The organism is Comamonas sp. GCA5 (genome assembly GCF_036541385.1).
Lineage (GTDB): Bacteria > Pseudomonadota > Gammaproteobacteria > Burkholderiales > Burkholderiaceae_C > Comamonas > Comamonas aquatica.
Window position 1 is genome coordinate 18,645 of the sequence record NZ_JAZHFR010000010.1, and the last position, 19,584, is coordinate 38,228.

Sequence of the window (19,584 nt, forward strand, 5' to 3'; positions counted from 1 at the left end):
GTGCCGCCCAGCCCACTGGTACCGCCAGCCCTGCCACCATGGCCGCCACCCAGGTGCGACGTTGTAGAACCCGCATTTCAACTCCTTGTTCACAGGCCCGCCGACCCGCCCTGGCACCGTCACAGCCTGTGACAAATACACAACAAATCGGCAACGGCCGCAGGGGGACTCGGGAGATACCCTGATCGTTAAATAGAATAGTAATGAGAATTGATCTCAATACATATTTTACAAACCATGCCATCTTCCTCCCAAAAAATGCGCCGTTTCGCGCTGTCGGCCGTGGCCCTGGCCGCGCACAGCCTGGTCTTTGCCCAAGGCACCACCGCCCCGGACACCGCCGCCACGCTGTCCGAAGTCCGGGTGCTCGGCACCGCCGAAGACGAGGCGCGCCAGGCCCTGGGCACGTCCATCATCACGGCCGAGGACATCGCCCGCAGCCCGGTCAGCAACGACCTGTCGGAAATCATCCGCACCATGCCCGGCGTCAACCTGACCGGCGCCGGCTCCAGCGGCGCCTATGGCAACCAGCGCCAGATCGACCTGCGCGGCATGGGCCCCGAGAACACCATGATCCTGATCGACGGCAAACCCGTGATGTCGCGCGAGGCCGCACAGATGCGCCGCACCGGCGAGCGCGACACGCGCGGCGATACCAACTGGGTGCCAGCCGAGCAGATCGAGCGCATCGAAGTGATCCGCGGCCCGGCCGCTGCACGCTATGGCTCGGGCGCAGCCGGGGGGGTCGTCAACATCATCACCAAGAAGCCGCAAAAGCAGCTGTCGGGCTCCGTCACGGTCTACTACCAGCAGCCCGAGGACAGCCAGGAAGGCGGCTCCAACCGCCTGGGCTTCAACCTGAGCGGCCCCATCGGCGAGGCCCTGTCTTTCCGCCTGTACGGCAACGTCGCCAAGACCGAGGGCGATGACATCGGCATCAACGGTCTGGACGCCAACGGCCTGCCGCTGGCCGCCGGCCGCGAAGGCAACCGCAACCGCGATCTCAACGCCCTGCTGCGCTGGGACCTGACGCCCGACCAGGTGCTGGAGTTTGAGGCCGGCTTCAGCCGCCAGGGCAACATCTACGTGGGCGAAGTCCCGCAGAGCACCAACGCGGCGAACACCGCCCTCATCAAGGAGCTGGCGGAGAACGGGGCTGAACTGCGCCGCACCTACCGCCAGACGGCCTCGGTCACGCACCGCGCCAACCTGGGGGAGCTGGGCAAGTCGCGCGTCATCTTCCAGTACGAGAACACGCGCAACAGCAACTGCAAGAAGAATGCCGCTGGCGGCCCCGAAGGCAGCTGCACCGGACCGCTGGAGTTCGTGGAATCCGAACAGCAGAACTACTTCCTCAGCGGGGAGCTGAACACCCCGCTGAAACTGGGCGGCCTCAACCAGATGCTGACCAGCGGCCTGGAAGTGCGCCACCAGAGCCTGGACGACCCCAATGCCACGCAGCAGAACGCGCCCACCGGACCCATCACCGCCTCGTCCAAGAGCCAGGCCAAGTCGCTGGCCCTGTACCTCGAAGACAACATCGAGATCAGCCCGGCCTTCATCCTGACACCGGGCCTGCGCTTCGACCACCACCAGGACTTCGGCAACAACTGGAGCCCCAGCCTGAACGCCAGCTATGAGCTGTCGTCCGACTGGACGGTCAAGGGCGGCATCGCGCGCGTGTTCAAGACCCCCAACCTGTACCAGTCCAACGCCAACTACTGGTACACCACCATGGGCAACGGCTGCCCCACGGGTGTGACCGGCCCCTGCTACATCCAGGGCAACCCCAGCCTGGATGCGGAAATCAGCGTCAACAAGGAACTGGGGGTGGCCTGGAACAACCACCAGGGCTGGGAGTCCAGCCTGACCTATTTCCGCAACGACTACCGCAACAAGATCGTGGCGGACATGAACGCCGGCGCCGTGGTCGACCAGGGCACCTACCGCTACTTCCAGTGGAACAACGCCGGCAAGGCCGTGGTCGAAGGCCTGGAAGGCAATCTGAACATCCCGCTGCTGGGCAGCTCGGGCAGCACGCTGAAGCTGATCAACAACTTCACCTGGATGAACAAGAACCACAGCAAGGACACCGACCAACCGCTGTCCGTGATTCCCAAGTTCACCATCAACAGCACCCTGGACTGGCATGTCAACCAGGCCTGGTCGGCGCAGTTCAAGGCCACGGTCTATGGCCGCCAGAAGCCCCGCACGCAGATGGCCAACGGCACGCCGGTGGACAGCGTGGAGGAAATCGGCACCCACACCCTGTTCGGCCTGGGCGTGAATTACGACGTCAGCAAGCGCCTGCGCATCGGCGCCGGCATCAACAACCTGCTCGACAAGCAATTCCTGCGCAAGGGCAAGCAAGGCAGCTCTGCCGGTGCCTACACCTACAACCAGCCCGGTCGTGCCTACTACCTGACGGCCACCGCGTCCTTCTAAACCGCCCTCCCCGTGGCGCTGCCCACCGCCGGGTGGTGCGGCGCCACGGCCTGCCGCCATGCACCACCCCGCTGACCGCACCGATGCGGCCTACGTTCACGACGTTCCCTATCCGGCCCACTTCCACCGCGAAACCATGCCAGCCTGGCTGTGCGCCACGCTGACTGCGATGGGCCTGAAAAGCCCCGACCTGACCCGCCCCTACACCTACCTGGACCTGGGTTGCGGCAGTGGCCTCAACACCCTGATTGCGGCCGCCACCAACCCCCTGGGCCAGTTCCTCGGCATCGACATCCACCCCGGCGCGATTGCCCAGGCGCGTGCCCGGGCCCAGGCGCTGGGTATGCACAACCTGCGCTACGAATGCCTGGACTTTGCGGCGGCCACACAATCCCCAGCCGCCCTGCCGGCCTGCGACTTCATGGTCTGCCACGGCGTCTATTCCTGGATTGCGCCCCCGCAGCGCCAGGCCCTGCGGCAGTTGGTGCAGCAACGGCTCAAACCCGGCGGGGTGTTCTACCTGGCCTACATGAGCCAACCAGGCTCCAGCGCCATGGCGGCCACCCAGAAGTTGCTGCACCTGGCCACACAACCCCTGCCCGGCAGCTCGGCCGACCAGGCCCGTGCCGGGGTCGCCTGGCTGCAGCACCTGACCCAGCAAGGGCTGGGGCATTTTGTCGAGCAACCCCGCCTGGTCCAGGAGATCGATCGGCTGGCCGCGCTGGATGCGGACTATCTGGCGCATGAACTGCTCAATCCGCACTGGGACTCGCTGCACGTGGCCGATGTGATGGCCGACCTGGACGCCGTGGACTGCCGCTACGCCGCCAGCGCCACGCCGCTCGAGAACCTGGATGCCGTCTCCCTGCCCGGACAGTCACTGCCCGCCTTCCAGGCCCTGCAGCGCCAAGGGGCCAGCCCCGCGCTGCTGGAAACCTTCAAGGACGTGGCACGCAACCAGAACCAGCGCCGCGACCTCTACCTGCGCCAGCACCCGGCCGGCCTGGCCCTGCCCAGCGAGGAGCACCGCCAGGCACTGCTGCGCCAGCGCATCGGCCTGCTGCCGGCCGCCCCGCAGAAGTTGCCGCCGACACAGGGCGAACTGGTGCTGGACACCCGCATCGGCCCCGTGCACCTGCCAGTGGCCCAGGTGGCCCCGCTGATCACAGCGCTGCGCCACGGCGCCGCGAGCTATGCCGAACTGGCGCGCTTGCCCGCGTATGCGCACCAGCCCGGACTGATCAGCCAGCTGCTGCAGGTCCTGGCCTGGGCCGGCTGGCTGCATGTGCTGCTGCCGGCGGGCACGGGGCCGGTGGCCACGGCCCTGGCACCGCTGAACACCTACCTGCGCATGGTGACCGTGGGCCAGCCGCCCACCGCCCTGCAGGCCCTGGAGGCCATCGGCAGCGCCGTGCCCGCCTGACGCGCGGCGGCGCCGGCTCAGGGCGCCAGCCCGAGACCGCTGAGGAACAGCAGCAAGCCCACCGCACCGCCCACCAGGGTGCCGTTGATGCGAATGAACTGCAGGTCCTTGCCGATGTGCTGCTCCACCAGCGCGGACAGCTCCTGCGCATCCCAGCGCTGCACCGTGTCCTGGATGTGGCGCGCGATGAACTGCGAAACATCCGGCGCCAGGGCCTGCGCCCAGCGCTCCAGCCGCGCATTCATGGACGCGCGCAGCGCCGCGTCCTGGGCCAGGGACTGGCCCAGCCACTGGCCCATGCCGGCCAGCTTGCGCACCGTCCAGGACTGCTCGCTCGCCAAGTCGGCCTGCAGCTTGGCGCGGGTGCGGCTCCACAAGGCGTGCAGGTAGCCGGCCAGGTTCTCATCGTGCAGCAGATAGTCCCGCAGCTCCGTGGCCCGCGCCTGGTAGGCCGCATCGCTGCGCAGCCGCTGGATGAAGTGCGCCAGGCTGCGGTCGAACGCCTGCCGCATCTGGTGCTGGGGGTCCTGGGCCACCTCGGCCAGCACGCTGTCCAGAGCATCGGCCAGCACATCGGCCCCCTTGTCACCCAGCCAGTCGCTGGGCAGCACCTTCTCCTTCAGCGGGTGCTCGCGCTTGAGCCACTGCACAATCGTCTGCGCCATGAACAGGCGCGTCGGCTCCCGGCGCAGCAGGGACGACAGGCGCTGCAGCACATCGTCCAGCACCACCTGGTGGCGGCCTTCGTGCGTCAGGGCCGCCAGCAGTGTGGCCAGCGACTGGCCCATGTCCACCTGCGCCAGCACGCTGCGCAGCGCGCGGGTCAGCCAGCGCTCAACCTGCCGGTCCTGCACCATCTCCAGCACCCCGGCCAGCACCCGGCCCAGTTGCTGCCCCAACAACTGGCGGTGCGCCGGCGCGGCCAGCCAATGCGCCAGCTGCTGCGCGGGGTCATGCTGGCGCACCAGGGCCAGCAGCGAGGGTGTGTCCAGGAACTTGTCGCGCACAAAGACCGCCAGATTCTCGCCAATCCGGTCCTTGTTGCGCGCAATGATGGCGGTATGGCGTCCCAGCCAGGGCAAGGGAATGCGCCGGAACAAGGCCGTCACCGCAAACCAGTCGGCCAGGGCCCCCACCATGGCGGCCTCGGCCACGGCCTTGACCCCGCGCGCGGTCAGCGTGGCCGGCAACCAGTGGCTCGCCACAAACACGGCGGTGACCAGCAGCAGCAAGCCCGTCGCCTGCCACTTGGCGCGGCGCAGATCGTTGGTGAGATTCCAGTCCCCAGGCATGCCATCCCCCTCCTTGCTGCAGCCAGCCTACGGCAGACCACCGCGCCAGCCCTGGCGCCAGTCCAGCAATTACAGGTAGGCGCAGAGCTGATGCCCCCCGGGCGTGCAGCGGCACAGCGTCGGTTTCACGCGACAGAAAAACAAAAAAGCATTTACCACTGAGAACCATTAGCATTCAACAAGTCATAATCGGCACCCTACACCGTCCCCATAACAATTCATAACAGGACATGGCCGCACCGATTCCACCGGTGCCGCGCCGCACTGCACACCCTTCAACCGTTTCCATGCCGGCACTGCCGGCAGGCCTCGCCATGTCTAAAAATCGTCTGCACTGTTTCTCCAACCCACCCTGCTGGCCCTGGCGGCGGCGGCCTGCGCCTCGGCTGTGGCACAGGAATCGCCCCAGTCCCTGTCCGAAGTCGTGGTGTCGGCCTCGGGCTTCGAGCAGGAACTCAAGCAAGCCCCGGCCTCCATTTCCGTGGTGACCCGCGAAGAGCTGGAGAAAAAAAGCTACCGCGATTTGGCAGATGCGCTACAGGGGGTAGAAGGCATTGACGTTCGCGGCAGTACCGGAAAAACCGGGGGATTTGACATCAGCATGCGCGGCATGCCCAGCGAATACACGCTGGTGTTGATTGACGGCCGACGCCCCAACCCCGCGGGTGATACCACCCCCAACGGCTTTGGTGCAGCACTGACTTCGCTCATCCCTCCAATGTCGGCAATTGAGCGCATTGAAGTCATCCGTGGCCCGATGTCCACGTTGTACGGCTCTGACGCCATGGGTGGCGTGATCAACATCATCACCCGCAAGGTCGCGAAAGAATGGGGGGGCAGCGTACAGGTCGAAGGCTCTTTGCCTGAAAACAACGACCAAGGCGCCGTGCAGAAGACCAGCTTCTACCTGAATGGCCCCATCCAGCATGACAAACTGGGCTTGGCCATCCGCGGTAGCTACTTCAACCGCGATGGATCGAGTCTGCAGCCTTCGTCCGGTGCTGGCACGATCAGCTCCCGGGGGCCTTCGCCTGCAAAGAGCGATCAGCATTCCATCGGTGCTCGCCTGACATTTACACCTTCCGCCGGCCACGAAGTCTGGCTGGATGCCGACAGTGCACGCTCCGCCTACGACAACCGCCGATGCGAGCTGGGCACATTGGACTTCACCAATTGCACCACCGGTGCCACCACGACCACCGCATCTGGGTACACCGATGAACTGCAGTTCAACCGCGACCAGTACGCGATTGGCTACAAAGGGAAATTGGCGATTGGCATGCTGGAAAGCAGCTTGAGCTATAGCCAAAACGAGACCAAAGGACGCACGATTCCGAATGCGGCCGCCAACGATGCAGGACGCCCAGATCTGATCGGCAAACCACGCACACTGGAGTCAACCAGCACCACCTGGGACGCCAAACTGGTCAGCCCGATTGGTGAACGCCATCTGCTGTCGGTGGGCACGCAGTACAGCCATACCAAGGCGACAGAAGGTTTGGCATTGATCAGCGGCGCCTCGGCTTTCAAACAAAACACTTGGGCGCTGTTTGCCGAAGATGAATGGAGCCTGACCGAAAGCCTGACGGCCACCGGCGGGCTGCGCTACGACCACCACGACAAGTTTGGCGGCCACTGGAGTCCACGCGCTTACCTGGTATGGAATGCCACACAAATGTTGACCCTCAAAGGCGGGGTGAGCCAAGGTTTCCGCGCTCCTAAGGTCAATCAGCTGGTCAATGGCCTGGCCGGCTATTCTGGGCAAGGAGCCACCATGACAATCGGCAACCCGGACCTCCAACCGGAAGAAAGCACCAGCACCGAACTGGGCCTGCTGTTTGACAACCAGCGAGGTTGGACCGCAGGAGCTACCGCGTTTCACAACAAGATCAAAAACAAAATCGTGAGCGACCGCTGCGATACCAGCTACCGAATTGGAGGATGCGCAGGCCTTCCGGCGAACACGACCTTCAGTCACAACCAAGACGAAGGCAAAACATGGGGTTTGGAGCTGAGCAGCAAATACGTCTTCTCTCCTGCTTGGAGTATGGCCGCGACTTACACATGGACAGACAGCGAACTCATCGAGCAAGGTCAGGTGGTAGGCAAGCTTAGCGATGTGGCCAAGCATGTGGCCAGCGCCACATTGAACTGGAATATCAACAACCAGTGGTCTGCATGGCTGCAAGCGGAATACCGTGGCAAAAGCCGCCGTTTTAACAATGACTACAGCAACTTCTCCGAAAACGAAAAGCGTGAATTTGCAGCAGTAGGAGACATCCGTGGCTACAGCCTTTTCAACCTCGGTGCTCAATACCGTATGAACAAAAATGTGACCTTCTCTGCCACCATCTACAACCTGTTTGATAAGGATTTCTTGAACTTCAAAAAATGGCGTGAACTCACATACAACAACGCTGGCGCTGTCACTGGGGAACGTGATGCATGGGCCAACCCCTACGTGAAATCCGCCCAGTCCACCAAGGGCAGCATTCCAGATGGCCGCACCCTCTGGATTCGCGCCAACGTGCAGTTCTGATCCGCCGCACACCGCAACAAAAAAAGGGAGGCTTGGCCTCCCTTTTTGGCGTGCACCCATGCATAAAAAAATAGCTGCTTGCGCAAGCCAATCAAACACTTCAGATGGTTTTGATGCTGAAATTATTTTTTGACGAGCGCTAGCAGCTATTGATTTTGCAGGGCGCTTATTTGCCCTTCACGCCCAGCAGTTCCACCTCGAAGTGCAGCGTGGCATTCGGCGGGATCGCACCACCGGCGCCGCGGCTGCCGTAGGCGATGGACGGCGGGCACACCAGCTTGGCCTTGCCACCCACCTTCATCTTCTGCACGCCCTCGGTCCAGCAGGGGATGACGCGGTTCAGCGGAAATTCCGCCGGCTGCCCGCGGGCGATGGAGCTGTCGAACTCCTTGCCCGTTTCCGGGAACCAGCCACGGTAGTGCACGCGCACGGTGTCGGTGGGCGCGGGCTGGGCGCCCGTGCCCACGGTGATGGCTTCATAGACCAGGCCGCTGGCCGTGGTTTCCGCCGCGGCATGCGCGCTGCCCAGCGCCAGCAGGCTGGTTGCGGCCACACAGATCCAATTTTTCATGGCATTCCTTTGCGTCAAAACGCCATCATGCCTGCGCCGCAGGCACGCCGATGGCATCCAGCGCCGCGCTCAGGTGGGCCACGGTGCGGTCCACGTGGTGCCACTTCTCCAGGCCGAACAGGCCAATGCGGAAGGTCTGGAAATCCGCGCCTTCATCGCACTGCAGGGGCACGCCAGACGCGGTCTGCAGCCCCACGGCCAGGAATTTCTTGCCGCTCTGGATGCCGGGATCGGTGGTGTAGCTGACGACCACGCCCGGGGCCTTGAAGCCTTCGGCGGCCACGCTGGGAAAGCCGCGCGACTCCAGCAGGGCGCGCACCTGGGCGCCCAGCTCGATCTGCTCCTGACGCACCTTGTCGAACCCATAGGCACGGGTCTCCAGCATCACGTCGCGCAGGCGCACCAGCGCGTCGGTCGGCATGGTGGTGTGGTAGGCGTGCTGGCCCTTCTCGTAGCCCTCGGCAATCTGCATCCACTTCTTCAGGTCGCAGGAGAAGCTGGAGCTTTGCGTGCCGTCGATGGCCTGGCGGGCGCGCTCGGACAGCATCACCATGGCGCAGCAGGGCGAGCTGCTCCAGCCCTTTTGCGGCGCGCTGATCAGCACGTCCACGCCGGTCTTGACCATGTCCACCCACATCGCGCCGGAGGCCACGCAGTCCAGCACCATCAGGGCGCCCACCTCGTGCGCCGCATCGCTGATGGTGCGGATGTAGTCGTCGGGCAGCAGGATGCCGCTGGCGGTTTCCACGTGCGGGGCAAACACCACCTTGGGCTTTTCGGCGCGGATGGTCGCGGCCACGTCTTGCGCGGCGCATGGCGCCCACGGGTCCTGGCTGCCGGCCCCCTGCTTGCGCGCCTTGCAGACCACGGCGCCACCGCCCAGGCCGAAGTTGCCGACCTCGAAAATCTGCGTCCAGCGGTAGCTGAACCAGCCGTTGCGCACGATCAGCACCTTCTGCCCGTTGGCAAACTGGCGCGCCACGGCCTCCATGCCGAAGGTGCCGCTGCCCGGCACCAGCACGGCGGTGTGGGCGTGGTAGACCTGCTTGAGCGTGCCCAGGATGTCCTGCATCACGCCGGCAAAGCGCTGGGACATGTGGTTCAAGGCGCGGTCGGTGTAAACCACCGAGAATTCCAGCAGGCCGTCTGGATCGATTTCAGGCAAAAGTCCGGGCATGTTTTCTCCGAATTGTGGTTAGGCGCACATGCCGGCCAGACCGCCACCGATTCGCGCGGCACCCCGTGCACGCGCACAGCCGATCCAGCTTAGCACGCAGGTTGCCGGGCGGCGAGCGGGTTCACACAAACTGTATACACTTTATACGACCGCGCGCCGGCCAGGCCGCGTCAGGCCTGCGGACGGTAGTCGCGCGCACCGAAGATGCCGCTGCCCACGCGCACCAGGGTGCTGCCCGCCGCAATCGCGGTGTGCATGTCCGCCGTCATGCCCAGGCTGATGGTGTCCCACTGCGCCAGGCCCGGCACGCTGTCCCGGATGCGCGCAAACACGGCCACCACCTGCCGGTGCACGGCCAGCATGGCGGCGTCGTCGGCCTGTGGGTCGGGAATGCTCATCACCCCGCGCAGGCACAAGCGCGGCATCCCGGCAATCACCTGGGCCAGGGCCACCGCTTCGTCGGGGCTACAGCCGGACTTGCTGGCGCCGCCATCGACATTCACCTGGATGCACACCTGCAGCGGCGCCAGCCCGTCGGGGCGCTGGTCGTTCAGCCGCTGGGCGATCTTGTCGCGGTCCACGGTGTGGGCCCAGTCGAAGTGCTCGGCCACCAGCCGGGTCTTGTTGCTCTGGATGGGGCCAATGCAGTGCCATTGCAGCGCGGGCACGTCGGCCATGGCGCGCACGGCCGCCATCTTGTCCACGGCCTCCTGGATGTAGTTTTCGCCAAACGCCCGCTGGCCCGCCAGTGCGGCTTCGCGCACGGCCTCGGCCGGAAACGTTTTGGAGACGGCGAGCAACGCCACCTCTGTGGGCTGTCTGCCGCACTTTTGGCAGGCGTCGCCAATCTGTGCGTATACGCTTTGAAGCTTGCTGGCAATCGTGGTCATAATCTTTGCGAGCGTACCAAACCATACAAGCCGGAACCCGGATCCGGGACATCCGCCCCCGGATGCGGCTTGCGAGAGGGAGAACTACCGTGGACATCACCACCCTGCTGGCTTTCAGCGTGAAGAACAAGGCGTCGGACCTGCACCTGTCCGCCGGGTTGCCACCCATGATCCGCGTGCACGGCGACGTGCGCCGCATCAATGTCGAGCCGCTGGACCACAAGCAGGTGCACGCCATGGTCTATGACATCATGAACGATGGCCAGCGCAAGGCCTACGAAGAAAACCTGGAGGTGGACTTCTCGTTCGAGATCGCCGGGCTGGCGCGTTTCCGTGTCAACGCCTTCAACCAGTACCGCGGTGCGGCCGCCGTGTTCCGCACGATTCCCAGCAAGGTGCTGACGCTGGAAGAACTGAACGCCCCCAAGATTTTGGCCGACCTGGCGCTCAAGCCGCGCGGGCTGGTGCTGGTCACCGGCCCCACCGGCTCGGGCAAGTCGACCACGCTGGCGGCCATGGTCGACCACCTCAACAACAGCGAGCACGGCCACATCCTGACGGTGGAAGACCCGATCGAATTCGTGCACAACTCCAAGAAATGCCTGGTCAACCAGCGCGAAGTCGGTCCGATGACGCACTCCTTTGCCGCGGCCCTGCGTTCGGCGCTGCGCGAAGACCCAGACTGCATCCTGGTCGGTGAAATGCGCGACCTGGAAACCATCCGCCTGGCGATGACGGCCGCAGAAACTGGCCACCTGGTGTTCGGCACCCTGCACACCTCCAGCGCCGCCAAGACCATCGACCGTATCATCGACGTATTTCCGGCCGAGGAAAAGGAATTGGTGCGCGCGATGCTGTCCGAGTCGCTGCAGGCGGTGATCTCGCAGACGCTGTGCAAGACCAAGGACGGCAACGGCCGGGTGGCTGCGCACGAAATCATGCTGGGCACCAGCGCCATCCGCAACCTGATCCGGGAAGCCAAGGTGGCCCAGATGTACTCCGCCATCCAGACTGGCAGCAATGTCGGCATGCAGACCCTGGACCAGAACCTGACCGAGCTGGTGCGCCGCAACGTCATCAGCGCCGCCGAAGCGCGCGGCAAGGCCAAATCGCCAGACAACTTCCCCGGCTAAACGCTGTACATCAGAAAGAGCGACATGGAACGCGATCAGGCCAGCAAATTCATCAACGACCTTCTCAAGCTGATGGTGGCGCGCAAGGGCAGCGACCTGTTCATCACCGCCGAATTTCCGCCCGCCATCAAGGTCGACGGCAAGGTCACACGGCTGATGGACCAGCCGCTGGTGCCCACGCACACCCTGATGCTGGCACGCTCCATCATGAGCGACAAGCAGGTGGCGGAGTTCGAGCGCACCAAGGAGTGCAACTTCGCCATCTCGCCCGCCGGCATCGGGCGTTTTCGCGTCAACGCCTTCATCCAGCAGGGCCGCGTGGGCATGGTGCTGCGGACCATTCCGGCCGACATCCCCACCATCGACGGCATGGGCCTGCCCCAGGTGCTGAAGGAGGTGGCCATGACCAAGCGTGGCCTGTGCATCTTCGTGGGGGCCACCGGGTCGGGCAAGTCGACCTCGCTGGCGGCCATGGTGGACTGGCGCAACGAACACTCCGAGGGGCATATCGTCACGGTGGAAGACCCCATCGAGTTCGTGCACCCACACAAGAACTGCATCATCACCCAGCGCGAGGTGGGGCTGGACACCGACAGCTGGGAGGCGGCGCTCAAGAACTCGCTGCGCCAGGCGCCCGACGTAATCCTGATGGGCGAAATCCGCGACCGCGAAACCATGGAGCACGCCATCGTGTTCTCCGAAACCGGCCACCTGTGCCTGGCCACGCTGCACGCCAACAACGCCAACCAGGCGCTGGACCGTATCGTCAACTTCTTCCCGGAAGAGCGCCGCGAGCAACTGCTGATGGACCTGTCGCTGAACCTGCGCGCCATGATCTCGCAGCGCCTGCTGCCCAAAGAAGGCGGCCAGGGCCGTGTGGCCGCGCTGGAGGTGATGCTCAACACCCCACTGATCTCGGACCTGATCGCCAAGGGCGACGTGGTGGAAATCAAGGAAATCATGAAGAAAAGTCGCGAGCTGGGCATGCAGACCTTCGACCAGTCGCTGCTCGACCTCTACGAAAGCGGCGCCGTCATGTACGAGGACGCGTTGCGCAATGCCGACTCGGTCAACGACCTGCGCCTGCAGATCAAGCTGCACAGCAAACGTGCCCACAACACCGACCTGGCGGCGGGTACCGAGCACTTCCGCATCCTGTGATCCCTGGCGACCCATAAAAAAGCCCGGCAGTGCCGGGCTTTTTTATGGGGTCAGGCCACCCGCTCACTTCGCGGCGGGGTCCTGCTCCACCGGTGCCGGCTGCTGGCGCGTGTTGTAGCTGGCCAGCTCTTGCTCCGAAATGTTCTCGAACACGCGCACCACCTTGCGCACATTGTTCACGCCACGTGCGATCTCGGCGGCACGCTGGGCCTCGCGGGGGGTGACGATGCCCATCAGGTAGACCACGTTCATTTCCGTCACCACCTTGATGGTGTTGGCCTGCAAGTCCTTGGCGTCGATGAGGCTGGCCTTCACCTGGCTGGTCAGGAGCGTGTCGCGGCTACGCTGGCCGATAGAGGAAATGAAGGGCACCACCTCGACCTCGTTGACCACGTTGCGCACGTTTTCCACGCTGGCCACGGTGCGGCCGACCTCGGCCTTTTCCGCCTCGGAGCGCACCTCGCCCGTCACCAGCGCCAGGCGGTTGAAGCTGGTCACGCTGGCGCGTGTCCCTTCCTTCAGCGTTTCACGCAGCTTGGCCGCCGCGCTTTGCTCGATCCGCTCGTCCTCCAGGTACATGCCCGAGGTGCGGCGGTCCGACGCCACCAGGGCCGTCGTCACCGCGCCGCCGCCCAGCAGCAGCGGGACGCAGGCGGTCAAGCTGCCAGCCAGCACGCCGGCAGCCACCAAGGTCAAGCCTGTACGGCACCATCCTCGTTTCATCACATCTCCTGTTCGCCCAGCAATTGGGTATCCACCCCATCGCACAGGCAGTTCAGCACCAGATCGTGCGTTTCCCGCACACGTGCGGGGCGTTCATGGGGCACACAGATCAGCACATCGGTTTCGCGCATGCGCGCGGCCAGTGCCCCCCCAGTGTGGCCCGTCAGCACCACCACCATCATGTCGCGCTCGTGCGCGGCCTCCACGGCTTCCAGCAGGCTGTGGTCGTTGCCGGTGATGGAAATGGCCAGCAGCACATCGCTGGCCTGCCCCAGGGCCCGCACCTGGCGCGCCAGGTAGTGGGCGGACAAGCCGGCTGCGCCGGACACCGAGGCCAGGAAGCCGCTGTCGGCCGACAAGGCCACGGCCGCCAGCTCGGGACGGTCGCGCTCAAAGCCGCTGACGCACAGGCTGGCAAACATCTGGGCCTGGCTGGCCGACACGCCGGCGCCACAGGCCAGGATTTTTCCACCGCCGGTGATGCAGGCCAGCAAGGCCTGGACGGCCGCCGAAATGGGCGCACTCAAGGACTGCGCAGACTGGTATTTCAGGTCGGCGCTGTCAATGAAATGCTGTTGGATTCGTTGCTCAAGCATGGGATAGGGATGATACCTGCGTGCTTTGTCGAATTTTGTAGCGTTCGGTTAACACGGAGTCGGATTGCCAACCGTTTTCTGAAGTTCCCGCCGCCGGTCGGCCCGCCGGGCCACTAGCCCGCATCAAAGGCGGCCTGCAGCCATTGCAGCTGCTCGCCCTCGATCAGCACCACATCGAAGCGGCACGGGCACGCGGCACCATGCCGCTGCAGCCAATGCTGGGCGGTCGCCACCACGCGCTGGCGCTTGGCCGCACCGATGCTGCCACCGGCCCCGCCAAAGTCCGCACGGCTGCGGCTGCGCACTTCGACGAAGACCACCGTCCCCTGCGGATCCTGCAGGATCAGATCGATCTCGCCCCCTGCGCGCCCAGGCGCTTGATAATTGCGCACCAGCAAGCGCAGGCCCCGTGCCTGCAAATGCGCCAGGGCCCGGTCCTCGCCCGCCCGGCCACGCAACTGTGCGGCCGTGGCCGGTGCAGCGGTCTGTGGCTTTTTCCCAAGGAAGAACATTGAGTGCCTCTTTCGCTTCGGCATTGACAGCAGCGCATGATGCGGCTGCCTCCCAAAATTATCCCCAGGCTTGCCTGTACGTGGTGGCCACGCCCATCGGCAATCTGGCCGACATCTCGCTGCGCGCCCTGCATGTGCTGCAACGGGTGGACGCGATCGCCTGCGAAGACACGCGCCACACCCAGGGCCTGCTGCGCTCCTACGGCCTGGAGCGCCCCGGCCACCAGTTGCTGGCCGTGCACCAGCACAACGAGGCCGAGGCGGCCGCCGGCATCATCGCCCGCCTGCAGCAAGGCCAGCGGATTGCGTATGTCAGCGATGCCGGCACCCCCGGCGTGAGCGACCCGGGCGTCCGCCTGTGCGCGGCCGTGGCCGCCGCCGGCCTGCGTGCCATGCCCCTGCCCGGGGCCAGCAGCATCACCAGTGCCCTCAGCGTGGCCGGTTGCGTGCCGCCTGGTCAGACCAAAGGCGGCTTTGTGTTTGCCGGCTTTCTGCCCACCAAGAACGCCGAGCGCCAGGCGGCCGTGCACAAGCTGGCGGCCGAGCCGCGCTGCACCGTGCTGCTGGAGGCGCCCCACCGCATCCAGGACCTGGCCAAGGCCCTGGCCGTGCTGGGCCCACGCCCGGTGACGCTGGCGCGCGAGATCACCAAGCAGTTCGAGCAGATCAGCACCCATGCGGCCCACGACGTGGCCGCGTGGCTGGACGCCGACGCCACCCGCAGCAAGGGCGAGTTTGTGGTGGTGCTGCACCCTGTGGCGGTGCAACAGGACGGCGGGGACGCCGAGCGCGTGCTGCGATTGCTGCTGGCAGAGCTGCCCACCAAGACTGCGGTCAAGCTCACGGCGGAGATCACGGGCGGCCACCGCAATACGCTGTATGACCGCGCGCTGGAGATCAAGCGCGAAGCCGACAACGCCTGATCGCCTCCTTGGACTGCGCCCGGCGAGGCTGGGCGCACACAGCACGGGGATGGGCCGGTCCTGGGCACCGCCCACCCGTCAGCCTGCGCGGCAGCGCTTGTATCTGGGCTCAGGCGTAGGCCAAGCCCGAAGCCACACCCCCAAACAGGTCGCCAGCGACCTGCGGTGTGGCCGGAAACGCCACCGCCAGCGCATCCCGCAGCGTCTGCAAGGCCGAGGAGCCACCGGTCAGGTACAAGGCCGTGATCTGGTCGGTCCGCAGCCCCGCCTGGGCCACGCAGGCCTCGGCGCAGCGCACCACATCGGCCAGCTGCAGCTGCAGATGCGTGGCCAGGCTGGCAGAGCTGATGGCGGCGGTCAAGCCTTCTTCGACCCAGCCCAGGTCCAGAGGCGCCGTGGCCGCGGTGCTGGAGGCCGTGATCTTGCCCTGCTCCACGGCATCGGCCAGACGGTGGCCCGCCTGCTCCTGCAGCACCCGCATCAGGCGGGCATGCAGCCTGCGATCGCTGTAGTCGGTGCGCAGCGCTTCCGCCTCGCGCAAGGCCTTGGCGGTGTACAGCCACTGGATCAGGTGCCAGGTCGACAGGTCGTAGAACACCCGGCTGGGCACCTCGCGCCCCGTGGGGCCGTGGTGCCCCAGGCCCAGCAGCGGCTGCACCTCGGCCACGTTGAGCTTGTGGTCGAAATCGGTGCCGCCGATGTGCACCCCCGTGGTGGCCAGGATGTCCTGGCTGCGGTCACTCTTGTGGGCATGCTGCGGCCCCAGGCGCACCACCGTGAAGTCCGACGTGCCCCCGCCAATGTCGACCACCAGGATGCAGGCCTCCGAGCTCAGGCGCTGCTCGTAGTCCAGCGCTGCGGCAATCGGCTCCAGCTGGAACGCCACCTCCTGGAATCCCGCCGCACGCGCCGCGGCCTCCAGCGAAGACTGGGCCATCGCATCGCGCTCGGGATTGCCGTCCACAAAGTGCACGGGCCGCCCCAGCACCACGCGCTCCGGCATGCCGCCCAGGTGGGCCTGCGCCTGGGCGGCGAGGTGCCGCAGGAAGATGGCGATGATGTCCTGGTAGCTCGCCAACTGGCCATGCACCGCCGTCTTGTCCTGCAGCAGGCTGCTGCCCAGCAGGCTTTTGAGCGAGCGCATCAGCCGCCCCTCCTCGCCCGCCAGATACTGCTGCATGGCATCGCGCCCGTAGTGCGTGCTGTGGTCCTCGTAGTGGAAAAACAGCGCCGTCGGCATCGCGGCGGCACGCCCTTCCAGCGGCACCAGCTGTGCCGTCTGTCCGGCGCTGCGCCACGCCATGGCGGAATTGGAAGTGCCGAAATCGATACCGAGCGTGGTCTGGGGAAGCAAGCGCATGCGAAGCAAATTCAAACAGGCGGAGTGCATAAAACCAGAGCTGCCAGCGCTTGCCCAACAAGGCTTTCAGAGAGAAAAACACCTGAACACCTTGTTGTGCGAGCGCAAGAAGCTATGGTTTTGTGCATTCTGCGGTCAACAAAGGGGCGCCATTGTGGCAGCCTGCGCCCAGATCTGCAGGCCCATCAGGAACCACCCCAGGCATGGAGGCGGTCTTTGCCCCAGCGTCTGGTGGAGCACACGCTGCCCAGCGTTTGACTACGCCGAGGCTTATCGCAAAGCACAAAGCAGAGAGCCCCCAGCACTAGCCACGCCCGGTACTTTGCTTTCGCCATGGCGGCGGCGCATTCTGGGCTGCACCGGCAATCCTGCCATTACTTGGCACTGCAGCGGTGCCCTCCCCATCCAGACAACAAAAAACCCTGCTGAATTGCTTCAGCAGGGTTTTTGATTTGGTTGCGAGGGCCGGATTTGAACCAACGACCTTTGGGTTATGAGCCCAACGAGCTACCAGACTGCTCCACCTCGCGATATGTCCAAATTATAGCACAGAATTATTCTGCAGCTTGGGTTTCAGCGGCTTGCTCCACCAATTCCACGTAAGCCATGGGGGCGTTGTCGCCCACGCGGAAGCCCATCTTCAGGATGCGTGTGTAGCCACCGGGACGCTGTGCGTTGCGGGGACCCAGCACGTTGAACAGCTTGGTCACGCTGTCGCGGTCGCGCAGGCGGTCAAACGCCAGACGACGGTTGGCGACGGTGTCGACCTTGGCCAGAGTGATCATGGGCTCGATCACGCGGCGCAGTTCCTTGGCCTTGGGGACGGTGGTCTTGATCGCTTCGTGTTCGATCAAGGAGTTCATCATGTTCTGCAGCATCGCCTTGCGGTGAGCAGAAGTACGGTTCAGTTTACGGAGGCCGTTGCCGTGACGCATGGTGCTTTCCTTTTCAGATAGTTTGGTCGGATGGCCGTATCAGGTACCGCCCGGTGCACGTGATAAAAATAACTGGCTCTTCACCCTCTCAGGCAAAGAGCCAGCGATTATAGCCGGACTCGCGAATTAACGCTTTTCCAGGCCTGCTGGTGGCCAGTTCTCGAGCTTCATGCCGAGTGTCAGGCCGCGGGAAGCCAGAACTTCCTTGATTTCGTTGAGCGACTTGCGACCCAGGTTAGGCGTCTTCAGCAGCTCGTTCTCGGTGCGCTGGATCAGGTCGCCGATGTAGTAGATGTTCTCTGCCTTCAGGCAGTTGGCGGAACGCACGGTCAGTTCCAGCTCGTCCACAGGACGCAGCAGGATAGGATCGAACGTCTGTGCGCTGGAGCGGCTGCCGCCAGCTTGCAGGATGCCGCCTTCGCCGAACTCGCCGTCCAGCTGTGCGAACACCGCCAGCTGTTCCACCAGGATCTTGGCGGAAGCGCGCACGGCGTCTTCCGCGTTGATGGCGCCGTTGGTTTCGATTTCCACCACCAGCTTGTCCAGGTCGGTACGCTGTTCCACACGCGCGGATTCCACGGTGTAGCTCACGCGGCGCACGGGCGAGAACGAGGCATCCAGCACGATACGGCCGATCGACTTCGTCGACTCGTCACCGTAGCGGCGCACGTTGCCGGGCACATAGCCACGGCCCTGTTCCACCTTGATCTGCATGTCCAGCTTGCCGCCTTGCGACAGGTGGGCGATCACGTGGTCAGGATTGATGATCTCAACGTCATGGGGAGTCTGGATGTCGCGCGCGGTCACCACGCCTTCACCATCCTTGCGCAGACTCAGGGTCACTTCGTCACGGTTGTGCAGTTTGAACACCACGCCCTTCAGGTTCAGGAGGATGTTGGTCACATCTTCTTGCACGCCATCGATGGACGAGTACTCGTGCAGCACGCCAGCAATCGTGACTTCCGTCGCTGCATAACCCACCATGGACGACAGCAGCACGCGGCGCAGGGCGTTGCCCAGCGTATGGCCATAGCCACGCTCGAACGGCTCCAGAGTCACCTTGGCACGGTTGTGACCCAGCTGCTCAACATTGATCGTCTTGGGTTTCAGCAGATTTGTTTGCATGCAGAACTTCCTCTCAATACCCCCGGCTCGTTACACCGGTAAGGCTGGTGAAGCACCTAAACCGCGATGCCTCGCGGTTTAGGAACGGGATGGTTGATTGCTCAACCGAAACTACGATTAACGCGAGTACAACTCAACGATCAGGGATTCGTTGATGTCTGCACCGAATTGGTCGCGGTCAGGCACTTGCTTGAAGGTACCTTCTGCCTTGTCCAGGCTCACTTCCACCCAAGCGGGGAAGCCCACTTGCTGAGCCAGTTGCAGGGCTTCAACAATACGGGCTTGCTTCTTGGACTTTTCGCGAACTGCCACCACGTCACCAGCCTTCACCAGGTAGGAAGGGATGTTCACGGATTGGCCGTTTACAGTGATGGCCTTGTGGGACACCAGCTGGCGTGCTTCAGCGCGTGTCGAGCCGAAGCCCATACGGTACACGACGTTGTCCAGACGAGTTTCCAGCAGACCCAGCAGGTTGGCACCGGTGTTGCCCTTCTTCTGGTCAGCAGCTTCGAAGTAGCGGCGGAATTGCTTTTCCAGCACGCCGTACATGCGCTTGACCTTCTGCTTCTCGCGCAGTTGCAGACCATAGTCAGAAGTGCGCTGACCCGAAGTGCGGCCATGCTGGCCAGGCTTGCTGTCAAACTTCGCCTTGTCAGCGATCGAGCGACGAGCAGACTTCAGGAACAGGTCGGTGCCTTCACGGCGGGAGAGTTTGGCCTTGGGGCCGAGATAACGTGCCACTTGAGCTTCCTTTATGTCATCTACCGTGCTTACACACG

General features: G+C 64.3%; 17 protein-coding genes and 1 tRNA gene. 6 read left to right on the forward strand and 12 right to left on the reverse strand.

Translation table 11 applies throughout. The annotated features are described in order from the left end of the window. Positions 1 to 237 precede the first annotated feature (237 nt). Positions 238 to 2,445 carry a FepA family TonB-dependent siderophore receptor gene (locus SJH88_RS04085; protein WP_274753669.1) on the forward strand — a complete coding sequence of 736 codons (2,208 nt, stop codon included), beginning with the start codon at positions 238 to 240 and terminating at the stop codon, positions 2,443 to 2,445. A gap of 58 nt (positions 2,446 to 2,503) precedes the next feature. After that, positions 2,504 to 3,868 (forward strand): class I SAM-dependent methyltransferase, encoded by a 1,365-nt coding sequence (locus tag SJH88_RS04090; RefSeq protein ID WP_274753670.1) that lies wholly within the window; start codon positions 2,504 to 2,506, stop codon positions 3,866 to 3,868. 17 nt (positions 3,869 to 3,885) lie between these two features. Here SJH88_RS04090 and SJH88_RS04095 read toward each other — a convergent pair whose 3' ends face one another. Continuing rightward, positions 3,886 to 5,160, reverse strand: coding sequence for a DUF445 domain-containing protein (locus SJH88_RS04095; protein ID WP_274753671.1), 1,275 nt, complete (start codon positions 5,158 to 5,160; stop codon positions 3,886 to 3,888). A gap of 424 nt (positions 5,161 to 5,584) precedes the next feature. On the opposite strand from SJH88_RS04095, the gene SJH88_RS04100 reads away from it, so the two are divergent. Then, complete coding sequence (locus SJH88_RS04100; RefSeq protein WP_274753672.1) at positions 5,585 to 7,699, forward strand: TonB-dependent receptor domain-containing protein; 2,115 nt, start codon at positions 5,585 to 5,587, stop codon at positions 7,697 to 7,699. A 166-nt stretch (positions 7,700 to 7,865) separates the two neighbouring features. Here SJH88_RS04100 and SJH88_RS04105 read toward each other — a convergent pair whose 3' ends face one another. The 3 genes from SJH88_RS04105 to SJH88_RS04115 form a co-directional block, all read right to left on the reverse strand. After that, positions 7,866 to 8,270, reverse strand: a complete 405-nt coding sequence (locus SJH88_RS04105) for an FKBP-type peptidyl-prolyl cis-trans isomerase (protein WP_274753673.1) — start codon at positions 8,268 to 8,270, stop codon at positions 7,866 to 7,868. Positions 8,271 to 8,295: 25 nt separating this feature from the next. After that, positions 8,296 to 9,447 carry an aminotransferase class V-fold PLP-dependent enzyme gene (locus SJH88_RS04110; protein ID WP_274753674.1) on the reverse strand — a complete coding sequence of 384 codons (1,152 nt, stop codon included), beginning with the start codon at positions 9,445 to 9,447 and terminating at the stop codon, positions 8,296 to 8,298. Between the two features lie 170 nt (positions 9,448 to 9,617). Further along, complete coding sequence (locus SJH88_RS04115) at positions 9,618 to 10,337, reverse strand: YggS family pyridoxal phosphate-dependent enzyme (RefSeq protein WP_274753675.1); 720 nt, start codon at positions 10,335 to 10,337, stop codon at positions 9,618 to 9,620. Positions 10,338 to 10,426: 89 nt separating this feature from the next. Between SJH88_RS04115 and SJH88_RS04120 the strand changes: the two genes are divergently transcribed. Together SJH88_RS04120 and SJH88_RS04125 are read left to right on the forward strand one after the other, a co-directional pair. Continuing rightward, complete coding sequence (locus tag SJH88_RS04120) at positions 10,427 to 11,470, forward strand: type IV pilus twitching motility protein PilT (RefSeq protein WP_274753676.1); 1,044 nt, start codon at positions 10,427 to 10,429, stop codon at positions 11,468 to 11,470. A gap of 24 nt (positions 11,471 to 11,494) precedes the next feature. After that, entirely contained in the window at positions 11,495 to 12,631 is a 1,137-nt protein-coding gene (locus tag SJH88_RS04125; protein ID WP_045265948.1) for a PilT/PilU family type 4a pilus ATPase, read from the forward strand. A 63-nt stretch (positions 12,632 to 12,694) separates the two neighbouring features. On the opposite strand, the gene SJH88_RS04130 is transcribed toward SJH88_RS04125, so the two are convergent. The 3 genes from SJH88_RS04130 to SJH88_RS04140 all read right to left on the reverse strand — a co-directional run bounded on the left by SJH88_RS04130 (position 12,695) and on the right by SJH88_RS04140 (position 14,462). Next, positions 12,695 to 13,354 (reverse strand): BON domain-containing protein, encoded by a 660-nt coding sequence (locus SJH88_RS04130; RefSeq protein ID WP_045265947.1) that lies wholly within the window; start codon positions 13,352 to 13,354, stop codon positions 12,695 to 12,697. Further along, a complete protein-coding gene (locus SJH88_RS04135) occupies positions 13,354 to 13,950 on the reverse strand; it encodes an SIS domain-containing protein (RefSeq protein ID WP_042417407.1) in 597 nt (198 codons plus the stop codon). Before SJH88_RS04135 ends, SJH88_RS04130 begins: the two co-directional genes overlap by 1 nt. Before the next feature lie 113 nt (positions 13,951 to 14,063). Next, a complete protein-coding gene (locus SJH88_RS04140) occupies positions 14,064 to 14,462 on the reverse strand; it encodes a YraN family protein (RefSeq protein WP_042417409.1) in 399 nt (132 codons plus the stop codon). On the opposite strand from SJH88_RS04140, the gene rsmI reads away from it, so the two are divergent. After that, on the forward strand, positions 14,462 to 15,385 hold the full coding sequence (rsmI, locus tag SJH88_RS04145; RefSeq protein ID WP_274753677.1) for a 16S rRNA (cytidine(1402)-2'-O)-methyltransferase: 924 nt from the start codon (positions 14,462 to 14,464) through the stop codon (positions 15,383 to 15,385). The genes SJH88_RS04140 and rsmI overlap by 1 nt on opposite strands. Before the next feature lie 109 nt (positions 15,386 to 15,494). Here the strand turns inward: rsmI and SJH88_RS04150 are convergent, their stop codons facing one another. The 5 genes from SJH88_RS04150 to rpsD form a co-directional block, all read right to left on the reverse strand. Further along, the gene (locus SJH88_RS04150; protein ID WP_274753678.1) at positions 15,495 to 16,745 is read right to left on the reverse strand and encodes an Hsp70 family protein; all 1,251 of its coding nucleotides are present in this window, start codon (positions 16,743 to 16,745) and stop codon (positions 15,495 to 15,497) included. A gap of 453 nt (positions 16,746 to 17,198) precedes the next feature. Continuing rightward, positions 17,199 to 17,275 (reverse strand) — tRNA-Met (locus tag SJH88_RS04155). A gap of 24 nt (positions 17,276 to 17,299) precedes the next feature. Beyond that, the gene (rplQ, locus tag SJH88_RS04160; protein WP_043383862.1) at positions 17,300 to 17,680 is read right to left on the reverse strand and encodes a 50S ribosomal protein L17; all 381 of its coding nucleotides are present in this window, start codon (positions 17,678 to 17,680) and stop codon (positions 17,300 to 17,302) included. Positions 17,681 to 17,806: 126 nt separating this feature from the next. After that, on the reverse strand, positions 17,807 to 18,805 hold the full coding sequence (locus tag SJH88_RS04165) for a DNA-directed RNA polymerase subunit alpha (protein WP_043383860.1): 999 nt from the start codon (positions 18,803 to 18,805) through the stop codon (positions 17,807 to 17,809). A gap of 117 nt (positions 18,806 to 18,922) precedes the next feature. After that, positions 18,923 to 19,546 (reverse strand): 30S ribosomal protein S4, encoded by a 624-nt coding sequence (gene rpsD, locus SJH88_RS04170; RefSeq protein WP_042417422.1) that lies wholly within the window; start codon positions 19,544 to 19,546, stop codon positions 18,923 to 18,925. Between the last annotated feature and the right edge of the window lie 38 nt (positions 19,547 to 19,584).